Below are 12302 nucleotides of genomic sequence, written 5' to 3'. Positions count from 1 at the left end.
CGCACGCCGTGCGACTCTTCGTCGCGGTCCGCCCGTCCGTCGAGGCCGTCAATCATCTCGCCGCGCAGGTCGCCCGTCTGCGCGTCGCGGCGGCGGCCGTCGCCGGCGTCGACGTCCGGCTCGCCGACCCGGCCGACCTGCACCTCACAGTGGCGTTCCTGGGTGCCGTCGAGTCCGACCGGCTGGTCGAGGTGGAGAGTGCGCTCGGCTTGGCCGCCGAGCGGTTCCGGGACGGTCGGGACGCCGTACCCCGGTTGAGTCTCGGCGGCGGTGGCCGGTTCGGCAGGGGCCGATCCACAGTGCTCTGGGTGGACCTGCGGGGCGAGGTCGAGGCGTTGCACGTGCTTGCCGGGCTGATTCGGTCCCGGCTGAGCCACGGCCGGCTGCCGTGCGACGAGAAGCCGTTTCGGCCGCACCTGACAGTCGCCCGGCCCGGTGACCGGATGGACCCGGCCGACGTCGAGGCCGACCGGGCCAGCCTGGACGGGTACGAAGGGCCGTCGTGGGCGGCATCGGAGCTGCAGCTGGTGCGCAGCCACCTCGGCGGCCGACCGCGCTACGAACGGATCGCCGCCTGGTCGCTGTGACCCGGCGACACGTCGCTGGTCGCTGTGGAAGGCCTGCTGCGGAGAAGCTCGCGGGCCTGTTCGGCGGCGCGGGTGATGCTCTCGCTGATGAAGTCGAGGAAGCGGGCGATGTTTTCCAGTCGGGCGGCGGCGGGGGTGTGCGCGCCGAGGAGGGCGACACCCTGGCGTGCGGTCACGACGAGATGGTCGTTGGCCCGAGCACTGGCGATCGTCGCCTGGTAGAAGAGCTCGTCGTCGACGAGGTAGCGGTCGCGGCGGCGTTCGTCGCGTTGGCGGCGGACGAGGCTCTGGCTCTCCAGGAAGGTGATCGCCTTGGAGATCGACGCCGGGCTGACCTGGAGGCGCTGGGCGAGCTCTGACGCGGTGAGGCTGCCCGAGTCGGTGAGGAACAGGTTGGCCAACACCCGGGCCGCCATCTTGTTCAGACCGGAGGCCATGAGGACCGTGGTGAACGTCTCCTCGTAGTCGGCCACGGCCTGGGCGTCGCGTCCGTCTGGTCGACGGGCCGCCTCGGCCCCACGGGAGGGGGCGGGCTTGCGCCGGTGGGCGCGGCGTTCGGTCGCGTGGTGGGCCAGATCGGCGCGGTAGCCGGTGGGGCCGCCGTTGCGCATCACCTCACGCGTGACAGTCGAGGTGGGACGGTCGAGGCGTCGGGCGATCTCGGCGTAGGGGAGGCTGTCGGCCAGCCCCAGCGCGATCTGCTGGCGTTCCTGCTGGCTGAGCCTGCCTCCCGGCATCGCGATCTCCCTCGTGGTTCCCGTAGGGCGGCGGCCCTCGACTCCGCCACCATAGCGTTAACCCACATATCAATGCAACGACGACCGAGATGTCGTTGCATTAGATTCGGGGTCGTTGCAACAATTTCACGAGCTTGAACAGGTAAAACACGCTCTCGCTGCAACGAGGTTGTTGCAGAATCTGGAAAGCAACGTAGCGTTTCCCACATCAGAAACAAGCGCCAGCCTGGGAGACCACGATGCAGACGTTCGACACCCCCGCCCCCATCTCCGCCGTCCTGGACATCCCCGCCGGACGCATCCAACTCATCGCCGCGGACCGCGCCGACACCACGGTCGAGGTCCTCCCGGCCGACCCCGCCAAGAGCAGCGACACCAGGGCCGCCGAGCAGACCACGGTCGCCTACGCCGACGGTGTCCTGCGAATCACTACCGCACGTCCCATCAACAAGCTCTTCGGACCCTCCGGCTCCCTGGAAGTCACCGTCCGGGTGCCCGCCGACTCCCACGTCGAGGCCAGGGCCGCCAGCGTCGAACTTCGGGGCGTCGGCCGCCTCGGTGACGTCGCCGTCGACGGGGCGTACCGGGCAATCAAGATCGACGAGGCCGCGAGTGTCCGCCTCACCGCTATCGACGGTGACGTCGAGGTCGGCCGGCTCAACGGCCCCGCCGAGATCAGCACCGCCCGGGGTGACATCACCGTCGCCGAGGCCATGCGCGGCACAGTCGTCCTCCGTACCCAGTCCGGCGACATCTCGGTCACGGCGGCGGCCGGCGTCTCGGCCGCCCTGGACGCCGGCACCGGCCACGGCCGCGTCAGCAACGCCCTCAAGAACGACGGCACCGTCGAGCTCGACATCCACGCCAGCACCATGCAGGGCGACATCCACGCCCGCAGCCTCTGAGAAGGACGGACCGAGATGACCAACAACAGCATGTCCTCGACCAGCTCGGCGTGGACCGGCATGGTGCCGGTCGACGACACGGCCCTGGCCGTCACCGACACCGGCGGCCCCGGCATCCCGGTGGTCTACCTCAACGGCCAGTTCGCCACCCAGGGCTACTGGCGGCGGGTCATCGCCGAGCTGGGCACCGAATTCCGGCACATCACCTACGACGAGCGGGCTCGCGGCAGGAAGTCGAAGCGCTCAGTCGACTACTCGTTCGAAGCGGCAGTCCGGGACGTCGACGCCGTTCTCGCCGCCCGTGGGGTGGCGCAGGCGGTGCTGGTGGGCTGGTCCTACGGAGCGGTGGTCGGGGCTCACTGGACCAACCGGAACCCGGAGCGGGCCCTGGGCGCGGTGCTGGTCGACGGCGCGTTCCCGCACGACTGGCTCGACGAGGCCATGGCGCAGCGGATCCGCAAGATGTTCCGACGGATGAACCTGTTCATGCCGCTGCTCCGCCCGACCGGCCTGACTCCACGGATGAACGCCGACCAGATGGCGGACAGCAACATCGAACTCGGCGAACTCTCCCGCGAGCGCGAACTGGGCCCGGTGCTGGACGCCATCAGCGTCCCGGTGCGGTACGTGGTCGCCTCGGGAACGTCCCTCGGCAGTCGCGGAGACGAGCAGGAGCAGATTCGCGCCAGCCTCGACGCGGTGACCGCCCGCAACCCGCACATCACCATCGGGGCGAAGGTCGCCAGCAACCACGGTGCGATCCTCAAGAAGGACTTCCGCGCCGTCGCCGAGGCCGTACGCGGGGTCGCCGCCCCTCATCGCGAAGGGGCCGGAGACATTCGGTGAGGTCCGAACGCTCGCGTTGACGGGTGACGCACTGTCACCCGTCAACGCGACGCGTCAGGAAGATTCGCGGGCGGCCGGGCCGCTGCCGAAGAGCACGTCGTCCCAGCTCGGCAACCGCTTGCGCGGCTTGCCGTTGGCGTCGGTGGACTCGCCGGAGGCCGCTGCGGCGGCCGTCCTTCGGGGCCGCAGCACCGCCAGCGACGGCACGGCCGGCACCTCCTTGGGCGCGTCCGAGTCGTCGTCGAAGGCCGACCCCTGGCCGCCGCCGAGCAGCGCCGCGGCGCCCCCGCCGACGGGCCGTTGACGAGGAGCGTCCGACCCGGCAAGAGCAGCCGGGGTGCGCGGCTCAAGGCCACGGCCCGACGAGCCGCCGAGCGGGCGGTCCAGTGAGGCGAGCAGCGCGTCACGGCCAGCCCGGATCGGATCGCGGCCCTGGCGCGGGTGCTCGGACGCCGCAGGCAACCCGTGCCCACCACGACTCGGCTCGCCACGCGACGGGCCGGGCAGGGCGTGCCCGGTCCGCTCCGGTGCCGGCTCCTGGCCGAGGATCGGCGTGGGCCGCTCGGCGCACAGGTACTGCGCCATGTCGTCGTGCGGCGTGACCACCTGGCGGGCCTTGTCCATGTCCCAGATGGCCTGGGCGGTGGCCTTGCCCGACGGCCAGGTGGCGATGATCCGCCAGGTGCCGTCGTCGCGCCGGTAGGCGTCCCAGGAGATCTTCTCGGTGTCGATGCCGTGCTGGCTCAGCCGACCGTTGACCACCTCGGCGAGCGGGGTGGGCTTCTCCGCGCCCTTGAGGCGGGTGCGGCGGGCGTGCTGGGCGAGCATCGCCCGCTCCTGCAACACCGGGCCGGCATAGCGCAGCACCCGGTCGACCGGCACCCCGGCGATGCGGGCGACATCCTCGGCGGACTCACCGGAGCGGATGCGGGCCTGGATGTCCCGAGGAGACAGTGAGGGAATCGGATCGACGGTGCTCGGTGCCACCGCGAGCGGCGGGGCACCCGGCTCGGGGTGCATCACGCCGGCGATGCGTTCGTCGATCGGCAGGGCGAGGAGTCGCCCCACCTCGTCGGCGAGCACCAGGGCCTGACCGTCCTCGGAGAGGGCGACGAAGCGTACTGGGCGCATAGCGTTGCCTCCGTCCCGCTTCGCTGACCGCACGCCACGAGTCGGCCACCCAGGCGTCTCGGACCACCGTACGCGCATCTGCCTCGGGGTGGGGGAAGCGACACCCCGCATGTCGTGACTGAGCTGCGGCGATGATCACGGTCGGTGTCCGTGGAGGCCCCAACGGACACCGACCGTGACGAACGTCAGAGTCGCTCGACCACGTAGTCGATGGACGCGGTGAGCGCCTCGACATCGGCCGGCTCGACGGCCGGGAACAGCGCCACCCGCAGCTGGTTGCGACCGAGCTTGCGGTAGGGCTCGGTGTCCACGATGCCGTTGGCGCGCAGCGCCTTGGCGATCGCCGTGGCGTCCACCGAGTCGGCGAAGTCGATGGTGGCGACCACGTTGGAGCGCAGCGCCGGGTCGGTGACGAACGGGGTCGCCACGCTGGACCGCTCGGCCCAGCCGTAGACCGCGGCGGCGCTCTCGGCGGTGCGCTTCGCCGCCCAGGACAGGCCGCCCTGCGCGTTCATCCAGTCGGTCTGCTCGGCGGCCAGGAAGATCGTGGCCAGCGCAGGGGTGTTGTAGGTCTGCTCCAGCCGCGAGTTGTCGATGGCGGTGACCAGGTCGAGGAAGGCGGGGATGTAGCGCCCGGACGCCTTGATCTCGGCGGCCCGGTCCAGTGCGGCCGGGGACATCAGAGCCAGCCAGAGACCGCCGTCGGAGCCGAAGCACTTCTGCGGGGCGAAGTAGTAGACGTCGGTCTCACCGACGTTGACCTCCAGGCCACCCGCGCCGGAGGTCGCGTCGACAAGCAGCAGCGCGCCCTCGTCGGCACCGGCCACCCGGCTGATCGGGACGGCCACGCCGGTCGAGGTCTCGTTCTGCGGCGTCGCGTACGCGTCCACGCCGGACTCGGCGACGAGGGTCGGCGCGCTGCCCGCGTCGGCCTTGCGGACGGTCGGCTCACCCAGGAACGGGGCGTCCTTGACGGACTTGGCGAACTTGGCGCCGAACTCGCCGAAGCTGGCGAACTGGGCCCGGTCGCGAATCAGGCCGAAGGTGGCGACCTCCCAGAACGCGGTGGTGCCACCGTTGCCGATCACCACCTCGTAGCCCTCGGGCAGCGAGAAGAACTCGGCGATGCCGGAGCGCAGCCGGGCCACCTGGTCACGGACCGTCTTCTGCCGGTGCGAGGTGCCGAGGTAGGTGGTCGCGACCTCGGCGAGAGCGGACACCGCCGCCGGGCGGACCTTGGACGGGCCGCAGCCGAAGCGTCCATCGGCGGGCTTGATCTCATCGGGAATCCGGATGATCGGTGCGTCAGCCACGGTCTTGAAGATCCTTCCGCAAGGGCGAGGGCGGGCCCGGCGACACTGCCGGCCCTCATCCTCGCACCCGGACCGAACGGCGATGGCCGGGGTCCCGGCGGTCGGTCTGAGTCCTTCGCCACAGTCGGCTCCGGTAACCGACGAAAAGGGCCCCTCCTCGACGTCCGGCGTCGAAGAGGGGCCCTTGCCTACCAGCTCAGACGCCGTGCGGGATGGCCGCCCAGCCCTCGACGTCGGACGGCTTGCGGGTCTCCGGGCCCATGTAGAGGGCGGACGGGCGGACCAGCCGCTGCAGGCGCTTCTGCTCCAGGATGTGCGCGCTCCAGCCGCCCATCCGCGCGCAGGTGAACATCGAGGTGAACATGTGCGCCGGCACCTCGGCGAAGTCCAGCACCACTGCCGACCAGAACTCGACGTTGGTCGCCAGCACCCGGTCCGGGCGGCGGGCCTGAAGCTCGGCGAGGGCGGCCTTCTCCAGCGCCTCGGCGATCTCGAACCGCGGCGCGCCCAGCTCCTTGGCCGTGCGCCGGAGCACTCGGGCGCGCGGGTCCTCCGCACGGTAGACCCGGTGGCCGAAGCCCATCAACCGCTCGCCGCGGTCGAGGACGCCCTTGACGTAGCCCTCCGCGTCGCCGCTGCGCTCCACCGCCTCCAGCATGCTGAGCACCCGGGACGGGGCGCCGCCGTGCAGCGGGCCGGAGAGGGCGCCGATGCCCGACGAGATGCAGGCAGCCGCGTCCGCCCCGGTGGAGGCGACGATGCGAGCGGTGAAGGTGGACGCGTTCAGGCCGTGCTCGGCGGCCGAGATGAAGTACGCGTCGACGGCCTTGACGTGCCGCGGGTCGGGCTCGCCGCGCCAGCGCTTCATGAACCGCTCGACGATGGTCTGCGCCTTGTCGATCTCCTTCTGCGGGACCGCCGGCAGGCCGAGGCCGCGGGCGGACTGGGCGACGAAGGAGAGCGCGGTCACCGAGACCCGGGCGAGATCCTCACGGGCCTGCTCGTCGGAGATGTCCAGCAGTTGGTCGAGACCCCAGTACGGGGCCAGCATGGCGACCGCGGACTGCACGTCGACGCGGATGTCACCGGAGTGCACCGGCACCGGGAACGGCTCCGCCGGCGGAAGGCCCGGCCCGAACCGGCCGTCGACCAGCAGCGCCCAGACGTTGCCGAACGACACCTGGCCGATCAGATCCTCGATGTCGACTCCGCGATAGCGCAGCGCACCGCCCTCACGGTCAGGTTCGGCGATCTCGGTCTCGAAGGCGACGACGCCCTCCAGCCCGGGTTTGAAATCGGCCATGTCGCTCTCCTGGATCTGGTCGGTGCGCCCGATCGCTCATCCGGCCCGATCGGCCGAGCGCCTTAGGCGACCCTCAGGGATGTGTTCGGAACATACTGCCTGCTGAGTAAGGGATACGCGACCCGCTGCGACTGTGCTGCACGCGACATCCCCGGACGCGCATTCTCCGCGCGGCTCAGTGAGACTGGGCAGGGCGGGCTGGTCAGCGCGGGAGGGTGCTGGCGGGGCCCCCGAGAAGGAGTGGGGACGTGACGGGTGACACACCCGCCCCGGCCGCGATGCGTAACGAGTACGCCGCGGACCTGGGCCTGACCGAGGCTGACCTGGCCGTCGACTGGCACACCCAGTTCGACGGCTGGTTCGCCGACGCGGTGGCCTTCGGGCTACCCGAGCCGAACGCCATGGTGGTGGGCACCGCCGACTCGGCCGGCCGGCCGAGCGGGCGGACGGTGCTGCTGAAGGGGTACGACCCGGAGGGCTTCGTCTTCTTCACCAACCACCTGTCGCGCAAGGGCGTCGAGGCGACCGCCAACCCGTACGCCAGCCTGGTCTTTCCGTGGTTTCCCATGCAGCGTCAGGTGGTGGTCGCCGGACGGGTCGCGCCCGTCGACCGCGCCACGAGCGAGGCGTACTTCGCCAGCCGGCCGCGCGGCTCCCAACTGGGTGCCTGGGCCAGCCCGCAGTCGCAGGTGGTGTCGGGTCGGGCGGCGCTGGAGCAGCGGTACGAGGAGGTGGCCGAGCGGTTCGCCGACCAGGCCGAGATCCCGACCCCGTCGCACTGGGGCGGGCTGCGGGTCCAACCCGAGTCGGTGGAGTTCTGGCAGGGCCGGGCCGGCCGGTTGCACGATCGGCTCCGCTTCCGTCGGCTGGACGAGGGTGGCTGGATCGTCGAGCGGTTGGCGCCGTGACGGGTGTGCGGGAGACCCGGCCGCGCGCAGCGCGCCGCTGGGCGATCGACGTACGTCCGCTGCGGGTTCCGGCGTACCGCCGGCTCTGGCTCGGCAACACGGTGGCGATGTTCGGCTTCCAGTTCACCGCCGTCGCGGTGCCGGTGGAGATGTACGCACTGACCCGGGACTCGTTCTGGGTGGGGCTGCTGGGTGTGGCTGCCTTCGTACCGTTGCTGGTCTTCGGGCTCTGGGGTGGCGCGGTCGCCGACGCCCGCGACCGGCGTGCGGTGCTGCTCGGCGGCTCATTGTTGCTCTGGGCATCCACTCTCGGGCTGCTGCTCCAGGCGGTGCTGGACGTGGGCAGCCCGGTGCTGCTGCTGGCGTTGATGGCGTTGCAGTCGGTGGCCTTCGCGATCAGCTCGCCGGCCCGCAGCGCCATGCTGCCCCGGCTGGTGCCGGAGGACCTGGTGGCGTCCGCCACCACGTTGAACTACACGACCTTCACCGCCGCCTCGGTCGCCGGCCCGCTCGCCGCCGGTCTGATCCTCTCGGCCTCGCCGGACACCACTGTGGTCCTGCCGATCGCCTACGGGCTGGACGCGGTGCTGTTCACAGCGATGCTCTGGGCCGCCCTGCGGCTGCCCTCGCTCCCGCCCGAGCCCACCGCCGACGGCCAGGTCCGGCGTGCCGGTCTGGCCAGCGTCGTCGACGGGTTCCGCTACCTGGCCACCACCCCTGTCCTGCTGCTGTCCTTCGGGGTGGACCTGATCGCGATGATCCTCGCCATGCCCCGGGCGCTCTTTCCGGAGATCGCGCACGAGCGCTTCGGTGGCGGTGGCTCGGTCGGTCTGCTCTACAGCGCCATCGCGATCGGTTCGATGATCGGTGGGTTGACCTCCGGCTGGATCGGCCGGCTCCGCCGCCAGGGGCTCGGCCTGGTGCTCGCGGTGGTCGGCTGGGGCCTGGCGATCGCCGCGGCCGGGTTGGCCCACCAGCTCTGGCTGATGGTCGTGCTGCTCGCCGTGGCCGGCGCCGCCGACCTGATCAGCGCGGTGCTGCGTCAGTCGATGCTGCTGGTCTACGCACCGGACCGGATGCGCGGCCGACTCCAGGGCGTGAACACCGTGGTGGTGGCGGGTGGCCCGCGCCTGGGCGATCTGCGCGCCGGCACCATGGCCGCCGGGTTCGGTGGCGGGGTGGCCTGGGTGGCCGGTGGGCTCGCCTCCGCGGTGCTCGTGGTGGTGCTCGCTGTCGCGTTCCCGGCGCTGCTGCGTTACCGGGCGGCGACGGCGTCGAGCGACAACCGGACCTGACCGGTTAGTGTCGCCGGCATGGAAAGCCCCGATCCGCGCCCGTTCTCCGGCGCCCAGTGGACCATCTCCGCCGCAGGCCACGAGGCCGTCATCGTGGAGATCGGCGGTGGGCTCCGGACGTACCGGCACGACGGTGTCGACCTGCTCGACGGGTACCAGACCGACGAGGTCTGCCCCGGTTGCACCGGGCAGGTGCTGGCGCCCTGGCCGAACCGGATCCGCGATGGTCGCTACTCGTTCGACGGGCGGGCGCACCAGCTTTCGCTCACCGAGCCGGAGCGGCACGTGGCCATCCACGGGCTGGTCAACTGGGTGCCGTGGCAGTTGCTGGAGCAGTCGGCGGACGCCGTGACGGTTGGCTACGACCTGCCGCCGCAGCCCGGCTACCCGTGGCCGCTGCGGCTGCGCAGCCGGTGGAGCGTCGACGCGGACGGGCTGCGCGCCGAGCACGAGGTGACGAACATCGGCGGAGAGCTGGCCCCGTTCGGCTTCTCCGTGCACCCGTACCTGCAACTGCCGGGCGTCGCTGTGGACGACCTGGTGATGCGGCTGCCCACCCGGAGCCGGGTGCTGGTGGACGGTCGGCTGCTGCCGGTGGGGGTGACCCCGGTGGCCGGCACCGAGTACGACTGGACCAGCCCCCGCCGGATCGGCGCGGCAGTGCTGGACTCCTGCTTCGGCGACGTGGTCTCCGACGCCGACGGCGGTTCGTCGGTGAGCCTCGCCGCGCCGGACGGTTCGGCCGCTGTGAGCATCTGGGCGGACGCCGAGTTCGGCTGGTGGCAGGTGTTCACCGGGGATGCCCTCACCGGTGAGCGGCACCGTCGCTCGGTGGCGGTCGAGCCGATGACCTGCCCACCGGACGCGTTCCGGTCGGGCAAGGACCTGCTCACCCTCAAGCCCGGCACTACCTGGCGAGGTGCCTGGGGCATCCGCCCCGGCGCCTGATGGAGTTCGCCGAGGTCGTCCGCCGTCGGCGGATGGTGCGCAACTACGACCCGGACCGCCCGGTCCCGCCCGACGTGGTGGACCGGTTGCTCGACCACGCGGTCCGCGCGCCGTCGGCCGGCTTCGCCCAGGGCTGGGGTTTCCTGGTGTTGGAGGAGCTGGCCGATCGGGACCGGTTCTGGGCCGCCACCACCCCTGATGGGGGTGGGCGGGAGCGCTGGCTCGCGGGCATGCGCAGGGCACCCCTGATCGTGGTGCCGCACGCCAACGAGTCGGCCTACCTGCGGCGGTACGCCGAGCCGGACAAGGGCTGGACGGATCAGTCCACGGACCGGTGGCCGGTGCCGTACTGGCACGTGGACGCCGGGTTCGCGGCGTTGCTGATGCTGCTCACCGCGGTGGACGAGGGGCTGGGGGCGTGCTTCTTCGGCATTGCGCCGCAGCGGCTCGCCGCCTACCGGGACGCGTTCGTCGTGCCGGCGGAGTATCAACCCGTCGGCGCCGTCACAATCGGTTACCGTGCGGCCGACCATCGGTCACCATCGTTGCGCCGTGGGCGCCGTCCGATGGACGAGGTAGTGCGGCGCGGCCGGTGGAACTGAGCCGGACGTCCCGTTCGTCCGGTTGAGGATCGGACGAGCGATAGCGAAACTGACATCAGGGAGCAGAACGTAGCGTGCGCTGGGCGGCTAGGCTGGCACGGTCATCGGTGCCGCGCCGCGCGGTGCCCGCCGCGGCCCGGCTCGGCGCCGTCGGTCGGCCCGGCCACGGGGAGGGGAGCGTGCCGTCGTGATCTTCAGAGCGGTCCGGGACGGGCGTCCCTATCCGGAGCACAATCTGACGCTCAAGCAGTGGGCGGAGATCCCGCCGCGGCCACTGCGCCTGGATCAGATGATCACCACCAAGCGCGAGTTGGCGCTGGACAAGCTCCTCGCCGAGGATTCCACCTTCTACGGTGACCTCTTTCCGCACGTCGTGCAGTGGAACGGTGGGCTCTACCTGGAGGACGGGCTGCACCGGGCGCTGCGCGCCGCCCTCCAGCAGCGCAACCAGATCCACGCGCGGGTGCTGGTGCTCTCCGAGCCGATCGAGTGACGAGCCCTTCTTTCTGACGCTGAACCTTCGTTAGGGTGGCGTCCATGACGGCTGCGCTGGACCTGCTCGACCTGGACCCGTCGCTCAGCGAGGAGGAGCGGCAGATCCGCGACGTCGTCCGCCAACTCGTCGACGACCGGGTGCGACCCCACGTCGCCGACTGGTACGAGGACGGCAAGGTGCCCGCCCGGGAGCTGGCCCGCGAGTTCGGCAAGCTCGGCCTGCTCGGCATGCACCTGACCGGCTACGGCTGCGCCGGCGCCTCCGCTGTCGCCTACGGACTGGCCTGCCAGGAGCTGGAAGCCGGCGACTCCGGCCTCCGCTCCCTGGTCTCCGTGCAGGGATCGCTGGCCATGTACGCCATCTGGCGCTACGGCAGCGAGGAGCAGAAGCAGCGGTGGCTGCCGTCGATGGCCACCGGTGAGGCGATCGGGTGCTTCGGCCTGACCGAGCCGGATCACGGCTCCGACCCCGCCTCGATGGCCACCCGGGCCCGCCGCGACGGCGACGACTGGGTGCTCACCGGCGGGAAGATGTGGATCACCAACGCCCCGATCGCGGACGTCGCGGTGATCTGGGCGCGCACCGACGAGGGCGTACGGGGTTTCGCCGTACCCATGGACACTCCCGGCGTCACGGCCCGGGAGATCCGCCGCAAGATGTCGCTGCGCGCGTCGGTCACCGGCGAGATCGTGCTCGACGACGTCCGGCTCCCGGCCGACGCCCAACTGCCCGAGGCGGTCGGGCTCAAGGCGCCGCTGAGCTGCCTCACCGAGGCCCGCTACGGCATCGTCTGGGGCGCGCTCGGCGCGGCCCGCGACTGCCTGGAAACCACACTGGCGTACGCGACCACCCGTACCCAGTTCGGTCGCCCACTGGCCGGCTTCCAACTCACCCAGGCGAAGCTCGCCGACATGGCCGTCGAGTTGGTGAAGGGGCAACTGCTCGCGCTGCACCTGGGCCGGCTCGCCGACGCCCGGCGGCTGCGGCCCGAGCAGGTCAGCGTGGGCAAGCTGAACAACGTGCGGGAGGCCCTGGTCATCGCCCGGCAGTGCCGCACCATCCTCGGTGCCAACGGCGTCTCCGGTGAGTACCCGGTGATGCGGCACGCCAACAACCTGGAGAGCGTGCTGACCTACGAGGGCACCTCCGAGATCCACCAACTGGTCATCGGGCAGCGCCTCACCGGTCTCTCCGCGTTCGCCTGACCTGCTCGTTTGTCGCTTCCTGGCGC

The 12302-nt window shown here is 71.4% G+C and carries 13 protein-coding genes; 9 read left to right on the top strand and 4 right to left on the bottom strand.

The features are described 5' to 3' along the window. Nucleotides 1–8: 8 nt before the first annotated feature. A complete protein-coding gene (gene thpR / locus OG598_RS24450) occupies nucleotides 9–587 on the top strand; it encodes an RNA 2',3'-cyclic phosphodiesterase (RefSeq protein WP_328651248.1) in 579 nt (192 codons plus the stop codon). On the opposite strand, the gene OG598_RS24445 is transcribed toward thpR, so the two are convergent. Beyond that, nucleotides 557–1324, bottom strand: coding sequence for a helix-turn-helix domain-containing protein (locus OG598_RS24445; protein WP_328651247.1), 768 nt, complete (start codon nucleotides 1322–1324; stop codon nucleotides 557–559). The two genes, thpR and OG598_RS24445, sit on opposite strands and share 31 nt — an antisense overlap. Before the next feature lie 239 nt (nucleotides 1325–1563). On the opposite strand from OG598_RS24445, the gene OG598_RS24440 reads away from it, so the two are divergent. After that, on the top strand, nucleotides 1564–2229 hold the full coding sequence (locus tag OG598_RS24440) for a DUF4097 family beta strand repeat-containing protein (RefSeq protein WP_328651246.1): 666 nt from the start codon (nucleotides 1564–1566) through the stop codon (nucleotides 2227–2229). 15 nt (nucleotides 2230–2244) lie between these two features. After that, the gene (locus OG598_RS24435; protein ID WP_328651245.1) at nucleotides 2245–3075 is read left to right on the top strand and encodes an alpha/beta fold hydrolase; all 831 of its coding nucleotides are present in this window, start codon (nucleotides 2245–2247) and stop codon (nucleotides 3073–3075) included. A 54-nt stretch (nucleotides 3076–3129) separates the two neighbouring features. Here the strand turns inward: OG598_RS24435 and sepH are convergent, their stop codons facing one another. The 3 genes from sepH to OG598_RS24420 all read right to left on the bottom strand — a co-directional run bounded on the left by sepH (nucleotide 3130) and on the right by OG598_RS24420 (nucleotide 6822). After that, nucleotides 3130–4206, bottom strand: coding sequence for a septation protein SepH (gene sepH / locus OG598_RS24430; RefSeq protein ID WP_112581816.1), 1077 nt, complete (start codon nucleotides 4204–4206; stop codon nucleotides 3130–3132). Nucleotides 4207–4391: 185 nt separating this feature from the next. Then, the gene (serC, locus tag OG598_RS24425; protein ID WP_328651244.1) at nucleotides 4392–5519 is read right to left on the bottom strand and encodes a phosphoserine transaminase; all 1128 of its coding nucleotides are present in this window, start codon (nucleotides 5517–5519) and stop codon (nucleotides 4392–4394) included. A gap of 196 nt (nucleotides 5520–5715) precedes the next feature. Then, the gene (locus tag OG598_RS24420) at nucleotides 5716–6822 is read right to left on the bottom strand and encodes a citrate synthase 2 (RefSeq protein ID WP_328651243.1); all 1107 of its coding nucleotides are present in this window, start codon (nucleotides 6820–6822) and stop codon (nucleotides 5716–5718) included. Nucleotides 6823–7100: 278 nt separating this feature from the next. On the opposite strand from OG598_RS24420, the gene pdxH reads away from it, so the two are divergent. The 6 genes from pdxH (at nucleotide 7101) to OG598_RS24390 (ending at nucleotide 12276) form a co-directional block, all read left to right on the top strand. After that, the gene (gene pdxH, locus OG598_RS24415; RefSeq protein ID WP_328655420.1) at nucleotides 7101–7730 is read left to right on the top strand and encodes a pyridoxamine 5'-phosphate oxidase; all 630 of its coding nucleotides are present in this window, start codon (nucleotides 7101–7103) and stop codon (nucleotides 7728–7730) included. Further along, nucleotides 7727–9025, top strand: a complete 1299-nt coding sequence (locus OG598_RS24410; protein ID WP_328651242.1) for an MFS transporter — start codon at nucleotides 7727–7729, stop codon at nucleotides 9023–9025. The genes pdxH and OG598_RS24410 overlap by 4 nt, the downstream gene beginning before the upstream one ends. Before the next feature lie 18 nt (nucleotides 9026–9043). Further along, nucleotides 9044–9973, top strand: a complete 930-nt coding sequence (locus OG598_RS24405) for an aldose 1-epimerase family protein (RefSeq protein ID WP_328651241.1) — start codon at nucleotides 9044–9046, stop codon at nucleotides 9971–9973. Further along, the gene (locus tag OG598_RS24400) at nucleotides 9973–10575 is read left to right on the top strand and encodes a nitroreductase family protein (RefSeq protein ID WP_328651240.1); all 603 of its coding nucleotides are present in this window, start codon (nucleotides 9973–9975) and stop codon (nucleotides 10573–10575) included. The genes OG598_RS24405 and OG598_RS24400 overlap by 1 nt, the downstream gene beginning before the upstream one ends. 187 nt (nucleotides 10576–10762) lie before the next feature. Beyond that, nucleotides 10763–11068 carry a type II toxin-antitoxin system VapB family antitoxin gene (locus OG598_RS24395; RefSeq protein WP_030329612.1) on the top strand — a complete coding sequence of 102 codons (306 nt, stop codon included), beginning with the start codon at nucleotides 10763–10765 and terminating at the stop codon, nucleotides 11066–11068. Nucleotides 11069–11112: 44 nt separating this feature from the next. After that, a complete protein-coding gene (locus OG598_RS24390; protein WP_328651239.1) occupies nucleotides 11113–12276 on the top strand; it encodes an acyl-CoA dehydrogenase family protein in 1164 nt (387 codons plus the stop codon). Nucleotides 12277–12302 lie beyond the last annotated feature (26 nt).

The sequence above is a fragment of the Micromonospora sp. NBC_00330 genome, from assembly GCF_036136635.1.
Lineage (GTDB): Bacteria > Actinomycetota > Actinomycetes > Mycobacteriales > Micromonosporaceae > Micromonospora > Micromonospora salmantinae.
The sequence above is the reverse complement of the archived record's forward strand: the minus strand, read 5'-3'. Positions and strand labels throughout refer to the sequence as shown.